The organism is Sorangium sp. So ce363, assembly GCF_051520435.1.
Lineage (GTDB): Bacteria > Myxococcota_A > Polyangia > Polyangiales > Polyangiaceae > Sorangium > Sorangium cellulosum_B.
This window is the reverse complement of record NZ_CP150333.1, coordinates 9,513,477-9,533,990: the sequence shown is the minus strand read 5'-3', so window position 1 is coordinate 9,533,990 and position 20,514 is coordinate 9,513,477. Positions and strand designations below refer to the sequence as shown.

At 72.5% G+C, this 20,514-nt stretch carries 16 protein-coding genes; 6 read left to right on the top strand and 10 right to left on the bottom strand.

The window, feature by feature from the left end:
• The first annotated feature begins 162 nt into the window (after positions 1 to 162).
• The 6 genes from WMF12_RS35845 (at position 163) to WMF12_RS35820 (ending at position 9,267) form a co-directional block, all read left to right on the top strand.
• Entirely contained in the window at positions 163 to 2,661 is a 2,499-nt protein-coding gene (locus tag WMF12_RS35845) for a beta-glucosidase (protein WP_437741202.1), read from the top strand.
• Between the two features lie 359 nt (positions 2,662 to 3,020).
• The gene (locus tag WMF12_RS35840; RefSeq protein ID WP_437852478.1) at positions 3,021 to 4,745 is read left to right on the top strand and encodes a protein kinase domain-containing protein; all 1,725 of its coding nucleotides are present in this window, start codon (positions 3,021 to 3,023) and stop codon (positions 4,743 to 4,745) included.
• A gap of 7 nt (positions 4,746 to 4,752) precedes the next feature.
• Complete coding sequence (locus tag WMF12_RS35835; protein ID WP_437852477.1) at positions 4,753 to 5,805, top strand: hypothetical protein; 1,053 nt, start codon at positions 4,753 to 4,755, stop codon at positions 5,803 to 5,805.
• A complete protein-coding gene (locus tag WMF12_RS35830; RefSeq protein ID WP_437852476.1) occupies positions 5,802 to 6,767 on the top strand; it encodes a PEGA domain-containing protein in 966 nt (321 codons plus the stop codon). The genes WMF12_RS35835 and WMF12_RS35830 overlap by 4 nt, the downstream gene beginning before the upstream one ends.
• A gap of 128 nt (positions 6,768 to 6,895) precedes the next feature.
• Entirely contained in the window at positions 6,896 to 7,852 is a 957-nt protein-coding gene (locus WMF12_RS35825) for an alpha/beta hydrolase (protein WP_437852475.1), read from the top strand.
• Entirely contained in the window at positions 7,849 to 9,267 is a 1,419-nt protein-coding gene (locus WMF12_RS35820) for a pyridoxal phosphate-dependent decarboxylase family protein (RefSeq protein ID WP_437852474.1), read from the top strand. The genes WMF12_RS35825 and WMF12_RS35820 overlap by 4 nt, the downstream gene beginning before the upstream one ends.
• Before the next feature lie 42 nt (positions 9,268 to 9,309).
• Here WMF12_RS35820 and WMF12_RS35815 read toward each other — a convergent pair whose 3' ends face one another.
• The 10 genes from WMF12_RS35815 to WMF12_RS35770 all read right to left on the bottom strand — a co-directional run bounded on the left by WMF12_RS35815 (position 9,310) and on the right by WMF12_RS35770 (position 20,482).
• Positions 9,310 to 9,900, bottom strand: a complete 591-nt coding sequence (locus WMF12_RS35815) for a PDZ domain-containing protein (protein ID WP_437852473.1) — start codon at positions 9,898 to 9,900, stop codon at positions 9,310 to 9,312.
• Positions 9,901 to 10,167: 267 nt separating this feature from the next.
• On the bottom strand, positions 10,168 to 11,721 hold the full coding sequence (locus tag WMF12_RS35810; protein WP_437852472.1) for an FAD-binding oxidoreductase: 1,554 nt from the start codon (positions 11,719 to 11,721) through the stop codon (positions 10,168 to 10,170).
• 369 nt (positions 11,722 to 12,090) lie between these two features.
• A complete protein-coding gene (locus WMF12_RS35805) occupies positions 12,091 to 13,650 on the bottom strand; it encodes a SulP family inorganic anion transporter (RefSeq protein ID WP_437852471.1) in 1,560 nt (519 codons plus the stop codon).
• 107 nt (positions 13,651 to 13,757) lie between these two features.
• Positions 13,758 to 14,426, bottom strand: coding sequence for a carbonic anhydrase (locus WMF12_RS35800; protein ID WP_437852470.1), 669 nt, complete (start codon positions 14,424 to 14,426; stop codon positions 13,758 to 13,760).
• Positions 14,427 to 15,084: 658 nt separating this feature from the next.
• A complete protein-coding gene (locus tag WMF12_RS35795) occupies positions 15,085 to 15,510 on the bottom strand; it encodes an HIT family protein (protein ID WP_437852469.1) in 426 nt (141 codons plus the stop codon).
• Between the two features lie 154 nt (positions 15,511 to 15,664).
• Complete coding sequence (locus WMF12_RS35790) at positions 15,665 to 16,606, bottom strand: hypothetical protein (protein WP_437852468.1); 942 nt, start codon at positions 16,604 to 16,606, stop codon at positions 15,665 to 15,667.
• A 140-nt stretch (positions 16,607 to 16,746) separates the two neighbouring features.
• The gene (locus WMF12_RS35785; RefSeq protein WP_437852467.1) at positions 16,747 to 17,697 is read right to left on the bottom strand and encodes a hypothetical protein; all 951 of its coding nucleotides are present in this window, start codon (positions 17,695 to 17,697) and stop codon (positions 16,747 to 16,749) included.
• A gap of 124 nt (positions 17,698 to 17,821) precedes the next feature.
• The gene (locus tag WMF12_RS35780; RefSeq protein WP_437852466.1) at positions 17,822 to 19,279 is read right to left on the bottom strand and encodes an AI-2E family transporter; all 1,458 of its coding nucleotides are present in this window, start codon (positions 19,277 to 19,279) and stop codon (positions 17,822 to 17,824) included.
• Positions 19,276 to 19,827, bottom strand: coding sequence for an HIT family protein (locus WMF12_RS35775; RefSeq protein ID WP_437741188.1), 552 nt, complete (start codon positions 19,825 to 19,827; stop codon positions 19,276 to 19,278). Before WMF12_RS35775 ends, WMF12_RS35780 begins: the two co-directional genes overlap by 4 nt.
• A 130-nt stretch (positions 19,828 to 19,957) precedes the next feature.
• A complete protein-coding gene (locus WMF12_RS35770) occupies positions 19,958 to 20,482 on the bottom strand; it encodes a hypothetical protein (RefSeq protein ID WP_437852465.1) in 525 nt (174 codons plus the stop codon).
• Positions 20,483 to 20,514: the final 32 nt, after the last annotated feature.

Genomic DNA, 20,514 nt, shown 5'->3' with positions numbered 1-20,514 from the left:
CGCCGAGGCGCGCGCGGTGCTCCTCTCGGCAGCTTCCACGGCTCGTGGCGAGCGTGAGCTTTCGGCGACCGTGACTCTCCTGTGAAGCTGGTGTTTCCTCGACCATGGTAGTCCCGTGCGCGGCGCCGCCTCGACGGCGCCTCCGCGCTTCCAGGAGGGTTCATGGCCGTCGCTGACTCGCACTCCGCTCGCCCCCAGAAGACCGATCACCTGCCCGAGGCCGTCGAACGGCGCGTGGCGGACGCCCTCGCCGCGCTGTCGCTCGAGCAGAAGGTCCGCCTGCTCACGGGCGCCGACTTCTGGAGCACGCACCCCGAGCCCGCGATCGGCCTGCGCCGCATGGTCGTCTCGGATGGCCCGGTCGGCGTGCGCGGCGAGCGCTGGGACGAGCGCGACCCCTCGGTGTGCCTCCCTTCCTCCACCGCCCTCGCGGCCACATGGGACGAGGCCTTGCTGGAGCGCGTCGGCGCCGCGCTGGCGTCGGAGGCGCGGCGCAAGGGCGTCGACGTCGTCCTGGGGCCGACCGTCAACCTGCATCGCAGCCCGCTCGGCGGCAGGCACTTCGAGTGCTTCTCGGAAGATCCCCTGCTGACCGGCCGGATCGGCGCCGCCTACGTCCGAGGGCTGCAGGACCACGGCGTCGGCGCCACGCCCAAGCACTACGTCGCCAACGACTCGGAGACCGAGCGGTTCACGGTCGACGTCCGGGTCGATGAGCGCACGCTGCGCGAGCTCTACCTCGCGCCCTTCGAGCGGATGATCACCGGCGCGGGCGCGTGGCTCGTGATGGCCTCGTACAACGCCGTCAACGGGGTGACCCTGACGGAGAGCGCGCTGCTCGCGTCGCCGCTCGAGGACGAGTGGGGCTTCGACGGCGTCGTGGTCTCCGACTGGACCGCGACCCGCTCCACCGAGGCCGCGGCGCGCGCGGCGCTGGACCTCGCCATGCCGGGCCCGGGAGGGCCCTGGGGCGCGGCGCTCGTCGCCGCCGTCCGCCGCGGCGCGGTGCCCGAGAAGGCCATCGACGACAAGGTCCGCCGCCTGCTGCGCCTCGCCGCCCGGGTCGGCGCCCTCGAGGGCGTCGCGCCGGCCGCGCCCGCCCCGGCCCCGCTCTCCAGCGCCGCGGCCGGGACGCTCGCCCGCGAGGCCGCCGCGGCCGGCATGGTGCTCGTGCGCAACCAGGGCGACGCGCTCCCGCTCGACGCGACCAGCCTGCGGCGCATCGCCGTGATCGGCCCGAGCGCCGCGGCGGGGCGGATCCAGGGCGGCGGCAGCGCCAGCGTCCACCCGCACTACGCGGTCTCGCCCCTGGACGGGCTGCGCGCCGCGCTCGGCCGGCGCGCCGAGGTGCTCCACGCCGTCGGCACCCGCATCCACGAAGGGCTCGTGCCGGTGGCCGGGGACCAGGTCGTCGACCCCGTGAGCGGCCAGCACGGCGTCCACGTGCGGCTCCTCGACGCGAAGGGCGGCGTCCTGCACGAGGAGCACCGCGACGTCGGGCGCCTCACGTTCATCGGGGATCAGCGCGCGAACGAGGCCGCGACGATCGAGGTGACGGCGCGGTTCCGCGCCGCCGAGGCCGGGCTCTACCGGATCGGCGTGGCCGGCGTGGGCGTCTACCGCCTCACCGCCGGCGGGCAGGTCCTCTTCGACGAGGCGGTCTTGCCGGACAAGGACGACATCGCCGCGGCCCTGCTCGCCCCGCCGCAGCGGGCGGCCGAGCTGTCCCTGGCCGCCGGCCAGGAGATCGATCTCGCCCTGACGCACACCGTCCCCGTGGGCACGCTCGCGGTGGCGTTCTCCCTGGGCGCCGAGGTTCCGGCGCTGTCCGACGAGGAGGAGCTCGCGCGCGCCGTGGAGCTCGCGCGCTCCGCCGACGTCGCGATCGTGGTCGTCGGCACCACCGAGGCGATCGAGAGCGAGGGCTTCGACCGGAGCACGCTCGGGCTCCCCGGCCGCCAGGACGAGCTGATCCGCGCCGTCGCGGCCGTGAGCCCCCGGACGATCGTGCTGGTGAACTCCGGCGGGCCGGTGACCACGCCGTGGCGCGACGAGGTGGCCGCGGTGCTCCTCACGTGGTTCCCGGGCCAGGAGTTCGGCACCGCCGTCGCCGACGTGCTGCTCGGCGCTGTGGAGCCCGGCGGCCGCCTGCCCACGACCTGGCCCGCGCGCGCGGAGGACGTGCCCGTGCTCTCGACGAAGCCCGAGAACGGCAAGCTGGTCTATGCCGAGGGCCTGCACATCGGGTACCGGGCCTGGGCGCGCGCAGGCGTCACCCCGGCCTACCCGTTCGGGCACGGCCTGGGCTACACGCGGTGGGAGATCCTCGACGTGGAAGCGCCGAGCGTCGTCGCCGGCGCGGCGGTCGAGGCGCGGGTGCGCGTGCGGAACGTCGGCACGCGCCGCGGGCGCCACGTGGTCCAGCTCTACCTGTCGCGGCCGGACTCGGAGATCGAGCGCCCCGCGCTCTGGCTGGCCGGCTTCGCGTCCGTCGAGGCCGAGCCCGATCAGACGGTCGACGTCGCCGTCACCATCGAGCCGCGGGCCTTCGCGCACTGGGCGGCAGGCCGATGGCAGGTGGAGCCCGGCGTGTACACGCTGCATGCGGGACACTCGGCCGCCGTCCTGACGAGACAGACCGCGGTGCGCCTGCACGATTGAGAGCGCAGCTGCGCGGCCCCGGGCGCTGCGCGCGCTCGCTGGGATCGATCCGACGATCCCCGGATCGAATCGATGAGGCCAGGAGCGAGGCGTTGCCGAGCATCATGGCGGGCGCCTCGCTCCTCCGCGCAATGCCTTGGTGCAATTTGCCCCAGCGTGACCGATGCGCGCGGCCGATTCCCGGCCGGAAAGGGGAATCCGTGCTCGTCTTGTCGTCTCGTCCCGAGGGCGCGCGGGCGAGCGTCGAGCTCGCCGGACGCTGCGCGCGCGGCAGGACGTGGGCTGGGGGTTCGCGCAGGCGCCGGCGGAGGTGAGGAGACGGCTCCTGGTTCGCCGCTTGCTTTCCAGGAGGGCGACCCATGATGGACGAGCACCATGTCCCCGGCCAGAGCGGATGGCTCGCGCTCGCCGGGAGAGGCGATGAGAGCACGGGCGGCGTCTCGTCGAGCGTCCGTGGATCGCCGCAGAGGGAGCGCGCCGTGGGCGAGGTCCTCGCGGGCAAGTACCAGATCGTGGGCCGGCTGGGCGCGGGGGGCATGGGCACGGTGTGGCGTGCGCGCAGCCTTTGGCTCGACGTCGACGTGGCGATCAAGGTGCTCCACGAGGAGCAGCTCGACGGCCACGCCGCCGAGCGGTTGCTCCGGGAGGCGCGCGCGACGGCGAAGCTCGGCCATCCGGCGATCGTGCGCGTGTTCGATTTCGGCGAGACCGACGCGGGCGAGCCGTTCCTGGTGATGGAGCTGCTCGAGGGCACGCCGCTCTCGAGCTGGCTGGAGGCGAGGGGCCGGGTGCCGGCGGAGCAGGCGGTCCAGATGCTCTTGCCGGTCGCGTGTGCGCTCGCGACGGCCCACGCGCAGCGCATCGTCCATCGCGACATCAAGCCTGCCAACATCCTCATCGTGCCCGACGGCGCGGGCGGCCACGTCCCGAAGGTCGTCGACTTCGGCATCGCCAAGCTCGCCAACGCGGCGAGCCCTGCGATCACGCAGCGAGGGATGATCGTCGGCAGCCCCGAGTACATGTCGCCGGAGCAGGCCGACGGCCAGCTGGACGTCGGGGAGCAGACCGACGTCTGGGCGTTCAGCGTGGTGATGTACGAGCTGATCACCGGGCGGCGGCCGTTCAGCGGGGAGACGCTGAGCGCGGTGATCGTGGCGATCTTCAGCAAGGAGCCGGCGCCGACGACAGAGCTCGGCGCCGGCGACGAGGCGCTGTGGGCGATCCTCCAGCGCGGGCTGGCCAAATCGCCGGCCGATCGATGGCCCAGCATGCGCGCGCTCGGCCGCGCGCTTGCCGCCTGGGCGGTCGAGCGCGGGGTGACGGCGGACGTGGCGGGCACGTCGCTCGCACACCAGTGGCTCGCGCGAGGGGCCGAGCCGCCGCTCGCGGCGGAGAAGGCGGCTCCGATCGCCGCGCCTGCGGGCGCGGCCTCCGGGGCGGAGATGGCGGCGCAGCGCCCGGCCGGCGCGCGGGAGGCGCCGGGCGCGCTGCCGACGCCGGCGGCCACGCCCGTCGCGCGCCGGGGCGGCACCATCAAGATGGCCGAGGCATGGCGCGGAGCTCGGCTCGGGCTCACGGCCTCGCCGTGGCTCCCGAAGGCGCTCGTGGCCGGGGTCCTCGCCTTCGCCGCGCCTCTGGTGGTCGTCCTGGGGCTGAGCGCGCGGGGTGGGAGCGCGAGCGCGGGCACCGCTCGGCCGGCGGCCATGGCGGCTGCTCCTGCCGTCGCGCTGGGCGCGTCGGAAGCGCTGCGGGGGACGGCGTCCGCTGCGTCCTCCATCGGCGTCGCGCCCCCCGATGCCGGCGCGCGACGCGCGGCTGCTTCCGAGGCGACCGTGAGGGGTGCGGCGGCGGACAGCGCGCCTGCCGAGCGGGACGAGCAGAGCGATCCGTGGGAGGAGCCGAGCGATCCATGGGATGAGCTCTTGCCGGCGCCGGCGGAGCCGCGCGCTCAGGTGGCCGAGCCGGCCGGCCAACGGATCGCGCCGCGCGCTCAGGTAGCCGAGCCGCGCGCTCAGCGAGCTGCGTCGCCGCGTCCGCGGCCTGTCTCCACGTCCATGCCGCTGCCGGCGGCGCCCGACTTCTGAGGTGGTCATGCGCACTCCCGGGGTGAAGCACCGCTCCCTTCGTGGTTCTGGCGATCTGATGCTCCTCCTGGTCACGCTCGCTGCAGCGGCGCTCGGGCCGGGAGGCTGCTCCGCTCTGATCAGCGAGGAGCTGTCCGACAAGGCCGACGAAACAAAGGGCGCTGGAGGGGTCGAGGACCAGGTCGGCGACGGGCGTGGCGGGGGCGACCTCATCGGGAGCAGCGGCGCGAGCACGAGCAGGACCACCGTGGGCAGCGGTGGCGACGAGAGCGCGACAAGCAGCGGGAGCGGCGCTGGAGCGAGCAGCGGAAGCGGCGCTGGAGCGAGCAGCGGGAGCGGCGCTGGAGCGAGCAGCGGAAGCGGCGCTGGAGCGAGCAGCGGGAGCGGCGCTGGAGCGAGCAGCGGGAGCGGCGCTGGAGCGAGCAGCGGGAGCGGCGCTGGCCCGAGCAGCGGGAGCGGCGCTGGCCCCAGCAGCGGGAGCGGCGCTGGCCCGAGCAGCGGGAGCGGCGCTGGCCCCAGCAGCGGGAGCGGCGCTGGCCCGAGCAGCGGGAGTGGCGCTGGCCCCAGCAGCGGGAGTGGCGCTGGCCCCAGCAGCGGGAGCGGCCCTGACCCCAGCAGCGGGAGCGGCCCTGACCCCAGCAGCGGGAGCGGCCCTGACCCCAGCAGCGGGAGCGGCCCTGGCCCGAGCAATGGGAGCGGTCCTGGCGCGAGCGTCGGCGGAGGCGACGGCAGCGGAAGCGGCGCTGGTGGGAGCGGCGCGGGAGGCGACGGCAGCGGAAGCGGCGCTGGTGGGAGCGGCGCGGGAGGCGACGGCAGCGGAGGCGGCGCTGGCGGGAGCGGCGCGGGAGGCGAGGGCGCGAGCGGCTGGAGCGGCGCGGGAGGCGCTGCAGCGAGCAGCGGTGCAGACACCGAGACGACCTGCAATGGCCATTACGCCGATTGCGACGGGGACGCGGCGCATCATTGCGAGACCAACCTGTGGAACAACGACGCTCATTGCGGCGCCTGTGGCAACCGATGCCCCGCTGGTACGAAGTGCCGGCGAGGAGACTGCTCATGAGCGCGCGCCCCGCACCGCGCTCCGCGCGCCTCGGCGTCGCGCTCGCCGCGGCCTTGCTCATGGCCGCAGCCACGCTTCCCGCGTCGGCGCAGGGCGCGGGCGATGTGGAGTCCGCGCGCGTGCTGTTCGTCCAGGGGGCCAAGCTGGCGAAGCAGGGGCGCTGGGAGGAGGCGCGCGCGCTGTATGCCCGATCGCTCCAGATCAAGGCGGCTCCCCTCACGCGCTACAGCCTCGGCGTCGCGCAGAAGGAGACCGGGCACCTCGTCGAGGCGCTCGCCAGCTTTCGCGCATTCCTGGTCGAGCCGCCGACGCCGACGACCTCTCCCTACGTCGTGCCGGCGCGCGAGGCGGTCGCAGCGCTCGAGGGGCGTATCGGCCGAGCGACGATCGCCGTCAGGCCCGCCGAGATCGGCGGGCTGACGCTGACCATGGACGGGAGGCCGCTGAGCGCGGCCCCTGGGCAGGTCATCGAGCTGGACCCGGGCGCTCACGAGATTGCGGCGAGCGCTCCGGGGTTCCGCGCCGCGGTCGCCCGGTTCAGCGTCGGCGCGGGCAGCTCGGTCGAGGTCCCGATCGCCCTGGCGCGAGCCACGACCGAGACGAGGCAAGCCTCGGCTGCCGGGGGCGGTCTGCCTCCCGTGGCCGGCGCTGCCGATGCATCATCGAGCCGGACGCTCCCGCTCGTCGTCCTGGGCGCGGGCGGCGCGCTCTTCGCCGGCGGAGCCATCCTCGGGCTCTCGGGCCTGAAACAGGCAGGCGATGCACGCTCGAGCACGGGCGCGGACGCGGGCGCCGCGCGGGCCAAGGGGATCGCCGGCGACGTCCTCGGCGTCGCCGGCGTCGCGACCGTGGGCGTCGGGCTCTACCTGCTGCTGAAGGAGCGCGCGCCGAGCACGACCAAGGCGGGCTCCGTGACGCCGTGGCTGAGCGCGTCCGGAGCGGGCATCGAGGTGCGGCTCTGACGCCGCGTGGCCCGCGCTGAACCCACCGCCGGCGGCGAGCGCTCGACGCCAGGACGCGGGGCAAAGACGCAAAAGAGAGGCGGTGAGGGGTATTCCCGGCGGAAGCGCGGACATGGTACTGCGCGCCCATGCGCTCGCTCGTGACGGTGCTGTCCCTGGCCGCGCTCCTGGCCGCGGGCGCATCCGCCTCGGCCAACGGCGACGGGACCAGCTCGCCGCCCCCTGCGGCCGCGCCCGCGGCGAGCACTCCTTCCGCAGCAGCACCCACGGCGAGCGCGCCCCCTGCGGCGGCGCCCGCGGCGAGCGCGGCCGCATCCCCGCAGGACCCGGCGGCGGCGCGCTGGTGTGCGCCCGAGCTCGCGTCGCTGCCCGGTGAGGTGTGCGCCTTCCTGCCGGCCAGGCCGGCGCCTGGCCCGCGGGTGCTCGTGATCTTCCTGCACGGCGTCGTCCAGCCCGATTCCGGGTGGCAGTGGGCGCAGCAGCGGGGCGCGGCGCGGGCCGGCGCCCGGCACGGGGCCGCCGTGATGATGCCGCGCGGCCGGCGCGGTATCGGTCCAAAGACGATGCCAAATTCGATGCGAAATTCGATGGAAGACTGGTGGTGCTGGCCCACCGCCTCCGCCGCGCAGACGGCTCACGAGGACGCCCTGCTCGCCGAGTGGGACGCGGCGCACGCGGAGCTCGAGCGGCGCGCGGGCGCGCGCTTCGAGCGGGTGCTCGTGTTCGGGTTCTCGAACGGCGCGTACTACGCGACGTCGCTGGCGATGCGCGGGCGGCTGCCGGTCGACGGCTACGCGGCGTTCGCAGGCGGCTCGGGCGCGCGCTACCTGCAGCGGGCGGGCGCGCAGACGAAGCTGCGCGCGCCGGTGTTCGTCGGCTGGGGCGGGAAGGACCCGGCGCACAAGGACCAGGTGGCGCTCGCGAAGATGCTCCGCGGGCTGAAATGGCCATCGAGGTCGCTCGGCAAGCCGCGCGCTGGGCACGCGATGACCGACGAGCAGGTCGACGAGGCGTTCGCGTTCCTGAGCGGCCGGCGAGGCGGCGACAAGGCGCCCGGCAGAGGGCGAGGAGCGCGAACGCGATGAAGGACGCGCTGACGACCGCGCTCTCCCCCGATTTCCTCGAGCGCGAGGCGGCCCGCCTGGGCGCGCTGCTCGCGGATCACGTGCGCAGGGCGCAGCGCCGGGAAGGGCCGGTGCTGGTGCAGCGATCGATCGAGGAGATCCTCGCCGCGCTCGACTTCGATCGCACGGTCGCGCACGGCGGCGCGGATCTCGCCGCCCTCGTCGCCACCGTCCTCGACAACAGCAACCGGCTGCACCATCCCCGCTACTTCGGCCACCAGGTGGCCGTGCCGATGCTGTCGTCGTCGCTCGCCGACCTCGTGCACGGCGTCCTGAACAACGGCATGGCCGTCTATGAAATGGGGCCTGCCGGGACCGCGATCGAGCGCGGGCTCCTCCGCTGGATGCGGGGCAAGATCGGCTGGGGCGCCGAGGGCGACGGCGTCATCACCCACGGCGGGAGCCTGGGCAACCTGAGCGCGCTGCTCGCGTGCAGGGAGCGCGTCGCCCCGGGGAGCTTCAAGGCGGGCGTCCCGCCCGGCCTCGTCCTGCTCGCCTCGGAGGCGGCGCATTATTCGGTCGCGCGCGCCGCCGCCATCATGGGCCTCGGCGTCGATGCCGTCGTGAAGGTCGCCGTGGACGACGCGCTGCGGATCGTCCCGCGGGCGCTCTCGCGGGCGTACGAGGAGGTGAAGCGGGCGGGCAAGCGTGTGCTCGCCGTGGTGGCCAACGCAGGCGCGACGCCGAACGGGGCCTTCGACCCGCTGCGGGAGATCGGCGCCTTCTGCCGGCGGGAGGGGCTCTGGCTCCACGTCGACGGCGCCCACGGCGCGGCGGCGCGCTTCACCGAGCGCTACCGGGACCTGCTCGACGGCGTCGAGCTCGCCGACTCGCTGGTCTGCGACATGCACAAGATGCTCGGCACATCGACGCTGGCCTGCGCGGTCCTCGTCAGGGATCCCGCCGCGCTCGCCGGCACCTACGAGCAGTACGCGCCGTACCTGCACGGCGACGACGAGCGGCAGGGCGTCGATCTGTCCAAGCTCACGTTCGAGTGCACGAAGGCGCAGCTGTCGCTCAAGCTGTTCTTCAACCTCGCCCTCGTCGGCGAGGCCGGCCTGTCCGCGCACGTCGAGCGCCTCTTCGACGCCGCCCGGCGCTTCCACGGCCTCCTCGCGCGCCGGCCGGCGTTCGAGTGCTTCGGCGCCCCGCAGGCCAACATCCTCTGCTTCCGGATCGGCCGCGACTCGGCGACGCAGGATCGCGTCCGGCGGCAGATCGTGGAGGAGGGGAGCTTCTACATCACGCGAACCACGCTGCGCGGCGAGTCGTGGCTGCGCCTCGTCATCATGAACCCGCACACGACGGACGGGGACATCGAGGCGCTCGCGGCGCGCATCGAGGCGCTCGTCGTCGAGCGCGCGCCGCCGCCCTGACGAACACGCGCCGGGCCGGGTCCGCGGGCGGACGCGAGGCGGTCAGCCGCCGCCTCTGGACCTGGTCGCCGCGGCTGACGGGGGCGCCGGAGCGTCGCCGGTCGGCACCTGGAGCATCGCATAGTTGATCGTGGTCTCGTTGCGGAGCACGGTGAGCACCACCATGTCGCCGGGCACGCGGGCGCGCAGGTAGCCCTCGAGGCCTGCCAGCGAGTGGACCGGCCGCCCGTCGACCGCGAGGATGACGTCGCCCGGCTCCAGGAGCGGGGACGTGAAGCTGCGGATATCCATGCTCGCGATCCTCGCGCCCTCCCCCGTGGTCGGCTGGATGGTGAGCAGCCAGGGCGCCGGGACGGAGGTGGCTGTCGGCGCGCGGCTCGACCGGTTATCGCGTTTCTCTGGCCTTGCGGTCGCCGCCGGGCTCGCCGGCGCGCCGGCGCGTTGCTGCGTGTCCTCGGCGCGCTGCTGCGAGGCCTCGACGCGCTGCTGCGAGGCCTCGACGCGCGGGCAGTCGCCGCGGCACGCGCTGACCGCCAGCGGGACGAGCGGCGTGAGCACCCCTGAGAGGCGTCGAGCCCACCCGTACGCGCTGCGCGCACGGAGGGGCTGATCCCGCTGTTGACTGCCATGCATGGCCCCGGCGTCCTCTGCGCGTTCGCCACGCGTCCTAACGCGTGCTCACGTCGCTCATGTCGAGAGCTGCAAGATCCCAACCACCGATTCCCCGCCGCTGTCCGGGCCGTTGTTCGGCGCGCGGCGAAGACCGGGGCGAGGCGGGCGCGGAGAGCGTTCTTCCTCGCTGCGCCCTCGCAGTTCCGTCTCTCGTGAGCCCGAGCGGCGTCCCCGCGCCTTGAACTCACCGGAAAGCAGGGAGGGTGTCCGTCCCTCGGCGCGCCGTGCTCACGGGCCGGCGGGCCGTGGCGCCGCGCCGAAGTGCGCGGGGAACACCCGCTCGAGGAACTCGTTGCGCAGGAGCCCGTCGGGATCGACGAGCCGCTTCAGGCGGACGAACTCCGGGAGCGCGTGCGCGTACATCGCCCGGAGGTGCTCCGCTGTCGCGTGGACGTTCTTCACCAGGTAGACCCGGCCGCCGAGCTCGAGCGCGCGCGCGCTGAGCTCGCTGAGGCGGAGGCCGATCCGGTGGGCGCTCTCTTCCTCCGAGGCCTCGAACGCGAGCGTCACCGCGAACCCGTCGGTCCCGTGGTTCGCCGAGAGGAGGAACTGGTCGCCCTGGATGTGGAGCACGTCGAGCAGGAGCGGCGGTATGCCGTCTCGGGTAGCGATCTCATCCACCTTGCCCAGGAAATCGACGAGCCGGCGCAGGCTGTCCTCCTGGGCGCCCGGGTCGTAGGGAATCATGAACGCTTGCTGCACCGTGAGCATGGGCATCCCGAGGGTCTGCGCGATGCGCTTCGCGCGGACGTTGCCGTCCATGAAGAACAGGTAGCCCATGAGCTCATCGACGTACGGGCGTGAGACATCGAAGAGGAAGCGGTCGATGAGCGTCCAGAGGCCCCGGCTCACCACGGAGGCGCGCATCAGCCACTCGATCGGGACGCGGAGCACGTGCCGGGGGCGATGGATCAGCAGCGGGCGGAGCTCGTGCGAGGTCCCCGGGACGTACCGCGACCGGAGGACCATGCTCCTGCTCCCCTCCAGGGTGTGGAAGGCGATGGAGAAGAGCGCCTCCGGGATCCACCCGTCCTCGTCTGCGGTGCCGCCCTCGGCGTGCAGGAGCTGCTCCGCGCGTGGGAGGAGCGCCGTCGCGAGCTCCTCGAGCGAGGCGCAGCGCGTCGCCTGGGTGACGACCCGGATCGGCGTCCCTGCCGGGGCGACGCGCGCGACGCGGTAGGTGACATCGATCACCGCGCCGAGGTAGCCGAGCCCGCCGATCACCGCGTGGAACAGCGCGCTCGTCGCCTCATCGCGGCTGAGGGAGAGCAGCTGTCCGTCGAGGGAGAGGAGGGAGAGCCGCTCGACGTAGTGTCCCTCTTTGCTGGCGATGCCCGAGAAGCGCGAGAGACAGTCCCCCGAGACCGTGCCTCCCGCGGTGGCGTGGCTCGTCGATACGACCGTGTAGGGCACGAAGCCGCGGACGGCGAGCGCGCGGGCGATGGCTCCCCAGGTCGCGCCGGCGCCCACGGTCATCCGCGCTCCTTGCGTGTCGATCTCGATGGATCGGAAGTGGTGCATCGAGATCACGATGTCGTCGTTCAGCGCCTGGCCATCGAACGACTGGCCTCCGGCGCGGAACGTGATCCTGCGCCCTGTCCGCCTCGCCATGCGGAACAGCACCCTCAGCTCCTCGACCGACGCCGGGAAGTACACGTCTCCGCACGATCGGTGCAGCCCGCTGTAGCCCTGGAGCGAGCAGAGCGGTCTCCGTCGGATCTCGTCGAGCCGTGGCGTGAGAATCTCGCCCGTCGTCCTGGCCCAATCGAGAGCAGCGCGCATCCCACCAGCTTCGCTCGAGGCGGCTCGGCGGGCCAAATTAGCCGCTGTTTTCGCGTGCCCCCGGGGCCCAGGCGTTAACCGAGCTCGTTCGGTCACGCTCAGGGCACGAAGCCCCGCTTCACCCCACCATCGATCACCAACGTGAACGTGAACGTTTACGTGGTCGTGGTCGTTCACGGCCTATCGTTGACGACCACGACCACGACCACGTAAACGTCCACGACCACGTTCACGTAAACGTCCACGTAAACGTTCGGATGTATTCGGATGTAGGAGAGCGCGGCGCGAAGCTTGGTTAACGCCTGGGAGGCCCCCGGGGAGGGGGCTCGTCGCGCGGGGGCGGGGACGGGCAGGTGTCTGAGTGTCGCTCTAAAAGCCGCGGAGCTCGACGTGGATGTTGCGTCGATGCGCCGACTGCTGGAACCGCCGGATCAGCTCCGCGACGTCGTGGTCGATGTACGACACCCCCTGGGCGTCCACGACCACGTGGGTGTCGCTCGGCAGCCGCTCGAGCAGCGCGACGAGGTTGCCCTGGGTGAAGAAGTAGGCCGCCTTGTTGAACCGGATGGTCACGCGAGCCCCCTCGTGGATCACGTCGAAGACGCGGGACATATGGGTCCTCAGCACGAAGAGGACGCCGACCGCGAGGCCGATGGCGATGCCCTTCAGGAGATCGGTCAGCACGATGGCCACGATCGTCACCACGAACGGGATGAAGTGGTTCCAGCCGAGCTGGCGCATCTCGGCGAAGATCTTGGGCTTGGCCAGCTTGTAGCCGGTCGCGAGCAGGATCGTCGCGAGGCACGCGAGCGGGATGCGCGAGAGCAGCCCCGCCGCGAAGACCACCGCGAGCAGCAGGAGCGCGCCGTGCGCGAAGGCGGAGACCCGCGTCCGCGCGCCGGCGTTCGTGTTGGCGCTGCTGCGGACGATGACCGACGTGACAGGGAGACCGCCGGCGAACCCGGAGAGCATGTTGGCGAGGCCCTGCGCGACGAGCTCCCGGTTCGGCGGCGACTTGCGGTGCCACGGATCGATCCGATCCACGGCCTCCAGGTTGAGCAGCGTCTCGAGGCTGGCCACGATCGCGAGCGTCACGCCCAGCACCCACACCTCGGGCCGCAGGATCGCCGACCAGTCGGGGAGCTGGAGCGCGCTGACCAGGTCGCCCGTGGGCAGCGTCACGAGGTGCTTCTGCTCGAGGGCGAGCGACGGGATCGCCGTCTTGAACAGCTCGTTGCCGAGCGTCGCGACGAGCACGGCGACGAGGGGCGCGGGGAGCCAGGAGATCTTCGCGAGGCGCGATTTCTCCCACCCGATCAGGATGGCGAGGCAGACGGCGCTGAGGAGGAACGCGCCCCACTCGATGGCCTGCGCCGCCTGGCCGAGCATCGTGAAGGTGTTGCCGCCGTCGGCCTTGAACGACTCGGAGGCGAAGTTGTCCTTGTCGAAGCCGACGGCGTGGGGGAGCTGCTTCAGGATGAGCAGGACGCCGATGGCCGCGAGCATCCCCTTGATGACCGAGGAGGGGAAGAAATGGCTGATCGCGCCGGCCCTCAGCACGCCGAGCCCGAGCTGAAGGACGCCGCCGATCACCACGGCCATCGCGAAGGCCTGGAAGCTCTGCAGGCTGGTGATGCCCGCGAGCACGATGGCGGCGAGCCCCGCCGCCGGGCCGCTCACGCTGAGCTGAGCGCGGCTCACGAGCGGGATGACGAGCCCGCCCACGATGCCGGCCACGATGCCGGAGAGGAGCGGGGCCCCCGACGCGAGCGCGATGCCCAGGCAGAGCGGCAGGGCGACGAGGAAGACGACGAGGCCGGCGGGGATGTCGTACTTGAGGTTCGCGGTGAGGCGCGGGTCGAGCGGCGGCGCGCTCTCCGCGGGCGGCGACTCCCGGCGCGCACCCGGGCTCTCGGAACTAAGCGTCACGGCGCCGGCGGGACTCACCCCCGCGCCTGCATGGATGGTATTCGGAAGCTGCATCGAACGGGCCCTCTCGATTCGGGTTAAGACGTGGATCGGCGACGAACAGGCGCTCAGACGGCCCGTCGGTAGACCGTCGACTCCGGCAGCGCCGATGGGGGCACAGCGTCACCGATCGGCCCGAACTGGCCGGTCGAAGCCTCGAATTGAAAGACCTGTCCGGTCTCGATCTTGAAGACCCAGGCGTAGAGAGAGAGATCGCCGCGCGCGAGCCGCGCGCGGATCGTCGGGTGCGTCCGGAGGTTCTCGATCTGGGCGAGCACGTTCTCCTCCACCGTGATCGTCAGTCGATCCTCCCCCTCGATGTGCGGGTAGTTCTCCTGCACCAGGCGGCGCGTCAGCTCCGCGTGCTGGAGCCACCCCTTGACCGCCGGCAGCTCGTCGAGGCCCGCGAGATCGAGCAGCCCGCGCATCGCGCCGCAGTGCGTGTGGCCGCAGACGATGATGTGCTTGATCCCGAGGTGCGCGACCGCGAACTCGATCGCGGCGGACTCGCTGCCGTTGCTGGCGCCGTACGGCGGCACGATGTTGCCGACGTTGCGTACGATGAAGATGTCGCCGGGCTGGGTCTGCGTGATGAGGTTCGGATTGATGCGGCTGTCCGAGCACGTGATGAACAGCGCTTCGGGCCGCTGACCCCTCGCCAGATTGCGGAAGAGGTCTTGATGTGTGGCGCACACCTCGGCATGGAACTTGTGCAACCCGTCAGCGAGCTTCTGCATGGAATAAACCCTCTCGTTGACCGCGCCGATACGGCGCGGCGATCGTCATGAACACCTCCGATTCCTGCGACTCCGAGCCGGACCGCGAGCGGCCTCAGCCACGGAGCTAGCCTGTCAGTTCAGGAAGCGTGGTGGAGGACGACGGAGGGGAGGGTGGGGGACGGGGGACGGGACGCGGACAGGCCGCAAATCGGCGACGAGAACGGCGCGCGGCCGCGTCGCGCCGGCGCGCGGCGCCGGTCGCGAGGCGACCGAACGATGCGCCCCGTCGCGGAGCGGCGGCTGCAAGGCCTCGAGGCCCCCCGCGTCGTTCTCGCTGGCCCCGGTACGAAACGCTCCCGAAACATCGGAGTTGCCGGCTTCGATGATGCTGATATTCGCCCGTCCCAGCGCAGCGGGGGCGAGGATCAGCACGAAGAGCAGCGCGATCCGAGGGAAAAATGACCGGAGAGCCAGCATCGTTCGAGGAGTGAGAGGCTGTCGGCCCCGGGAACCAGGGAAGCGCCCTGTCTATTCCCTAACCTGGCAGCGGTCTCGGTTCGTCGCAAGACACAACGAGGTGCAGACCGTGTGTGGCAGAATGTCCCGATCTGGGACGGACGTCTCGCGCCTGAGCCAGCACGGCGCCACGTCCAAATACCCGTACCAGCGACAGAATTCAACCCGCAGCCAATGCCGTCACGATGGCGTCGCGAAGGCCGCACATCTCGTGCTCACCCGCATATTTATAACGAGGCCAGAAGAAGCCCTTGAGACCGTCCCTCCGACGGCGCGGGACCACGTGGATGTGCACGTGGGGGACGCTCTGACTGACGCGGTTGTTGATGGCGACGAAGAAGCCATCAGCCGAGCACGCGGACTCGACGGCGCGCGCGAGGCGCTGCGCGGTCGCGAAGAGCGGACCGACGAGCGACGCCGGAACGTCGGTGAGCACCTCGTGATGGGCGCGCGGGATGAGCAGGCAGTGGCCGGGGAAGAGCGGGCGGTGATCCAGGAACGCCATGACCTCCGGCTCGTCGACCACGACGTGGGCCGGCGTTTCGCCCCGGGCGATGCTGCAGAACACGCAGGGGCGGGGCGGCATGGCGGGCCTCGCGCTCTTCGATGCCGCGCCACCTGCCTGGCGTCAATGCCGGGTCAATGCCGGGGGCGCGGGCAGCGGAGCGCGTCCGCGGTCACGCTGGGAGCGCGCGACCGCGGCCACACAGGGCGGGTGCGGCTGCGCAGGGGGCGCGCGATCAGTGGCTCGCGAGGATGTCGTCGATCGAGCCGTAGGTGGCAGGCTCCCGCGTCCAGTAGTCGAGGAGAAGGCCGCCGGCCGTCATCCACGCTCGGTCGAAGCGGCCGTCCTGCGACGTGACGCGCACGACGTGGTCGCCGCCGTGGAAGGCCCAGTGGCGGCCCGTGTGGTCGAAGTGGTCGATGAGCGCGCCCTGCCGCGTCTTGACGTGGAGCGCGTCGGAGGGATCGTCCCACGAGGTGTCGATGATCAGCTCGTAGACCTGCCAGATGTTGCCGGACGGGAGCACTCCCCAGTCCATCTGGACCCCGGAGTCGTTCGGGAGCCCGAAGACGAAGCAGCGGGGCATGCGCCGCGCCGCGTGCCAGAGATCGCCGTTGCGGCTCGGCTCGTGGTGGAGCGTGACCAGCGTGTCGCGCGCGAGGCCGAACGCGTCGTTGTCGCCGGGGCTGTCCCACACCCGGCGGAAGAGGTGCTGGCAGAGCTGGTCGGCCCCGGCGGAGAACCCGGCGGTGAGCAGGCCCCGCTGCCGGCGCTCGTGCAGGAGGCGCCCGAACTTGCCGGGCTCTCCGTCGAACATCGCGCCGAGCTGCTTGTAGCGCCAGAGCCCTGTCGTGCTGTAGCCGCCGCCGAGGATCACCACCTCGGACGACGCGAGGTAGTGCCAGAGGACGTCGACGTCCTCCCTGCGCAGGTTGCTGCTCCAGTAGAACGGCACGTGCTCGAGGCCGAAGCGCTCGTAGAACCGGAAGAACCAGCTGAAGTTGCCGTACGCGAACTCCTGCCGCTCGCGCTCGTTGCCGTCGCGGGGCGCCTCGGACATCGGCAGGAACAGGATGCGCTTGTTGTCCCGCCCCGAAAGCGCCCGCTGCGCGATGTAGTGGTCGTGGATGAAGTTGCAGCGGTTATGGGAGCTGTAGAGCAGCGCGGTTCCTCTCATGAGGGCGCGCATCTGAGCCGCTCGCCTCGCCGCGCGTCAAGGGGCCGCTCTCGGCGGGCGGGCTCGGCGCGCCGGCGGCGAGGCGCGGCGCTGGTCGGCCTCGGCCGCTCGTTGGTCGACCACGCACCGCGCGCCGCGCGTCAGCCGCGCCGCACCTGCTGCATCTTGCGAGGGATGGCGCCCGAGCGCATCAGCATCTCGAACGCCTCCTTCTCGAGCATCGGATGGACGCCGCGCGGCGGGACGCCCATGGGGCTCTTCTTCTTCGTGACGAAGCCGCTCAGGTACTGCGGGTTGAGCGAGCTCAGGCTCCGCAGCGTGGTCTTCATCTGCTTCGTGTTGTTCGCCCACGCGTAGGCGAACGCGCGCGAGCGGAGCAGCTGCGGCTTGAGCTCGGCGAACGCCTCGTCGTTCGGATCGAAGGTCTCGAGCAGCTCGACCGCCTTCCCGGCCTGGCCGGTCCGGGCCCACGCCTCGCCGACGATGGCGGCCATCATGGCGCGGATCCTCGGCTCCTTGTGGCGGGTCATGTCGATCTTGTCGACGAGCGCCCGCGCCTCGTCCGTCTCGCTCAGGATGAGGTGGATCATGCCGCGCTGGGCGCGCGCCTCGTCGGCCATCGGGGCCATCACCTTGTCGAGGTTGATGGTCTCCAGCGTCCGGAGCGCGGCCCGCGGATCCTCCTGCATCTGGAGCTGCGCCTTCGCGAACGTCGCGGCCGTGTCGTCCTTCTTGAACTCCGTGTCGAGCTTGGCGATCGCGTCCTTGCGGGCCTCGGCCGAGTCGGCGGTCTGCACGATCTGCGCGACGGCGCGCGTCCGGGTCGCGAAGCGCAGCGCCCACACGATGACGCCGCCGACGATGACCGTCAGGACGCCGGCGACCGCCTTCGGCCAGATCCCCGGGATGGCCAGGGCGATGGCCCAGACGATGAGCGCCGGGATGCCGACGCGGATGGCGAGCGAGCGCGGGTTCAGCTGGGAGAGCGGGTCGGCGGGGGGCTTTCCGCTGCTGCGGAGGGCGGCGATGGCCTGCTCGCGCTGCTGCTTGGGGCTCTGCTTCTTCGGGGTGGGTTTGCCGGGGGTCTTCATCGAGGTCGTGGAGCTGATTTCCTGCGCGGGGCGCGGGGTCTCATAGCCGGCTTGCGGGGGAGCGGCCAGCGGAGGCGGACGGACGGGCTGATCGGCCCGGGGCGGGGGCTCGGGCGATGGAGGGCTAGCTCGCGGCCGTGTCGGGGTCGTTGCCGCGGGCGCTGGGCTCGCCCTCGGGCTCGGGAGCGGGGACCGGCGTGGAGGCCGGGCGGGCGGATTCGAAGCCGCGCAGCGGCGGGAGCGGCTCGATCGCGGGGGCGATGATCGGGACGCCGCGCTGCGGCGGGATCGTGGCCGTCGGATCGGCGAGGCCCAGCGTCGACTCGCGGAAGTGGAGGAAGATCGTCTGCGCGAGCGAGAGGCAGGGCACCGCGAAGAGCGCGCCGGTGATCTGGAAGAAGTGCTCGCCGACGAGCAGCGCGAGCACCACGAGGACCGGGTGGATCTTCGCCGCGTCGCCGATGATCTTCGGGTTCAGGAAGTTCGCCTCGAGCTGGTGGATGCCCACGATCCACGCGAGCACGCCGACCGCCGTGCCGAACGACTGCGTGAGGCCGATGAGGACCGCGGGGATCGAGCTCAGGATCGAGCCGAAGATCGGGATGAGCGACATCACCGCCGCGAGGACGGAGAGGATCGGCCAGTACTTGAGGTCGAAGAGCCAGAAGCCGATCGCGGAGAGGACGCCGTTGACGAGGCAGATCAGGAGCTGCCCGCGGACGACGCCGGAGAGCCCGCGGTCGAGCCGGCGCAGGAACCGATCGAACGAGTCGCGCGAGGTCGGGTGCCAGAGCTCGCGGAAGAAGCGCAGGATCTTCTCGTGCGTCAGGATGATGTAGCCGGCGAGCATCAACGTCATGAAGAGGTTGAAGATGCCGCGCGAGATGGCCGTCGCGATGGCCTGCCCGATCCGGAGGACCGCGAGCGAGTTCTCCTTCAGGTAGGTGGCCCCCTTCTCGTAGCCCTCCTGGAGCATGTTCGCGCTGGAGAGCCCGCGGTGCCTCGGGCGCGCCTGCGTGATCTGCCAGACGCCGTCGCGCGTCTCGCGGACCTCGACGTCGTCGGCGATCTGCACGTCGAACGAGCCGTCCGACCCGGGCAAGATGCGGATCGGCGGGCGCTCGACGCCCTCGTCTCCTCCAGGGGCGGCGATGGCGTCAGGCGGACGCGCGGCCTGATCGGGCTCCTGGGCGGGCGCGATCGCCGGCGGCGGCGCCTCGGGCTCGCGGCCCGACCAGCGGTTGAGCCGCGCGTCGAGCGCGGGCAGGTACTCCTCGCGCAGGCGCGCGGCGAGGCGCGGGGCCTCGGCGGTGAGCGCCTTCCCCTCGGCGATGAGGCGCGGGACGCTGAGGGCGAAGAAGCCCGCGATCCCGGAGAGCACGAGCGCGTAGACGACGAGGATCGCCGCCCACCGCGGGACGCGCGCGCGCTCGAGCCGGAGGACCGCCGGCGTGAGCACGTAAGCGACCACGAGCGCGAGCACGAACGGGAGCAGCACCGCGTGGGAGACGATGAGCAGCGCCGCCGTGAGGACGGCGCTGACCGTCAGGAACACGGTGCGCTGCGAGGGGCCTTCGCTCACAGCGCCTCGCCGCGCGCGGCCCGGCCGTGGGTGCCCTCGTCGACGAGCGGCGCAGGGAGGTCGGCGAAGAAGCCGAGCAGGTGGTCACGCGTCGCCTCGAGCGCCTGCGGGACGACGCGGACGTCGGCGAGCACCGGCATGAAGTTGGTGTCGCCTGGCCAGCGCGGGACGATGTGGACGTGCAGGTGCTCGGCGATGCCGGCGCCCGCCGCGGTGCCAAGGTTGATCCCGACGTTCATGCCCTCGCACTTGAGCGCGGCGCGCAGGCGGGTCGTCGACTCGCGCACGAGGCGGAAGAGGGCCTCGTGATCGGCCGGATCGAGCGCGTCGAGCGAGGCGACGTGCGCGTGCGGGACGATGAGGAGGTGGCCCGACGCGAACGGGTAGCGGTTGAGCATGACGAACGCGCGGCGGGTCGTCGCCACGACCAGCCGGTCGCGCTGTTCTTGCTCGGATGCGCGGGGGATGCCGCAGAAGATGCAGTCGGCCTGGCCCTTCGGCGCAAGGATGTACTCGATGCGCCAGGGCGCCCACAGGGGGTTGCCCATGTCGCGGAGACGCTAGCACGGCGGCAACGCGCGCGGGACCACCGCTCGCTCGTCACCACGCCGCTCTCGGCAGGGGCCGCGCAGGCGCGCCTCGCATTCCGCCGCTCCGCCGCAGCGCCGTCGATGTGGATCAGAACTGGATCGGCGTGGCCGCGAGATCGAACCAGAGCGAGAGGCCAAGCCCGGCGGAGGTGCCGAGCGCATCCCAGACGACGTCGCGGACCGAGGGGGTGCCGTGCCCGGCGGCATCGTAGACCTCCTTCGCCAGCCCAGCGCCGAGCGCGACCGCGGCCCCCAGCGCGAGCCGCTGGCGGAGGTCGCTGGTCGCGAGCGCGCCGAGCGCATACCCGCCGCCGGCAAGGGCGATTGACGCGCAGAAATGGCGCATCTTGTCATCGCCGAACCACGGGTCGGCAGCGCGGAGCGGGGCATAGGCGCGCGCCAGGGGCTGCGCCGGGAACCCCGCCCAGGGAGCTGCCGAGGCGCGGGGGCCATCGGCGCGGGCAGCGGGAGCGGCCGTGATGCGGGGGCCGCCGGCGCGGGCAGCGGCAGCGTCCGCGGCGCGGGGGCCGTCGGCGCGGGCAGGAAGAGCGCTGAGCGCCAGGGCGGCGAGGACGGGCGCACCGAGGGCGGAGCGCGCAAGGAGGCCTCTCATCGCGGCATCGTCCGCGGCCTCGCGGAAAAAGC

Coding starts and splice junctions, on each gene's coding strand:
- WMF12_RS35845 (WP_437741202.1), top strand. CDS start 163: ATGGCCGTCGCTGACTCGCACTCCGCTCGCCCCCAGAAGACCGATCAC.
- WMF12_RS35840 (WP_437852478.1), top strand. CDS start 3,021: ATGATGGACGAGCACCATGTCCCCGGCCAGAGCGGATGGCTCGCGCTC.
- WMF12_RS35835 (WP_437852477.1), top strand. CDS start 4,753: ATGCGCACTCCCGGGGTGAAGCACCGCTCCCTTCGTGGTTCTGGCGAT.
- WMF12_RS35830 (WP_437852476.1), top strand. CDS start 5,802: ATGAGCGCGCGCCCCGCACCGCGCTCCGCGCGCCTCGGCGTCGCGCTC.
- WMF12_RS35825 (WP_437852475.1), top strand. CDS start 6,896: ATGCGCTCGCTCGTGACGGTGCTGTCCCTGGCCGCGCTCCTGGCCGCG.
- WMF12_RS35820 (WP_437852474.1), top strand. CDS start 7,849: ATGAAGGACGCGCTGACGACCGCGCTCTCCCCCGATTTCCTCGAGCGC.
- WMF12_RS35815 (WP_437852473.1), bottom strand. CDS start 9,900: ATGCATGGCAGTCAACAGCGGGATCAGCCCCTCCGTGCGCGCAGCGCG.
- WMF12_RS35810 (WP_437852472.1), bottom strand. CDS start 11,721: ATGCGCGCTGCTCTCGATTGGGCCAGGACGACGGGCGAGATTCTCACG.
- WMF12_RS35800 (WP_437852470.1), bottom strand. CDS start 14,426: ATGCAGAAGCTCGCTGACGGGTTGCACAAGTTCCATGCCGAGGTGTGC.
- WMF12_RS35795 (WP_437852469.1), bottom strand. CDS start 15,510: ATGCCGCCCCGCCCCTGCGTGTTCTGCAGCATCGCCCGGGGCGAAACG.
- WMF12_RS35790 (WP_437852468.1), bottom strand. CDS start 16,606: ATGAGAGGAACCGCGCTGCTCTACAGCTCCCATAACCGCTGCAACTTC.
- WMF12_RS35785 (WP_437852467.1), bottom strand. CDS start 17,697: ATGAAGACCCCCGGCAAACCCACCCCGAAGAAGCAGAGCCCCAAGCAG.
- WMF12_RS35775 (WP_437741188.1), bottom strand. CDS start 19,827: ATGGGCAACCCCCTGTGGGCGCCCTGGCGCATCGAGTACATCCTTGCG.
- WMF12_RS35770 (WP_437852465.1), bottom strand. CDS start 20,482: ATGAGAGGCCTCCTTGCGCGCTCCGCCCTCGGTGCGCCCGTCCTCGCC.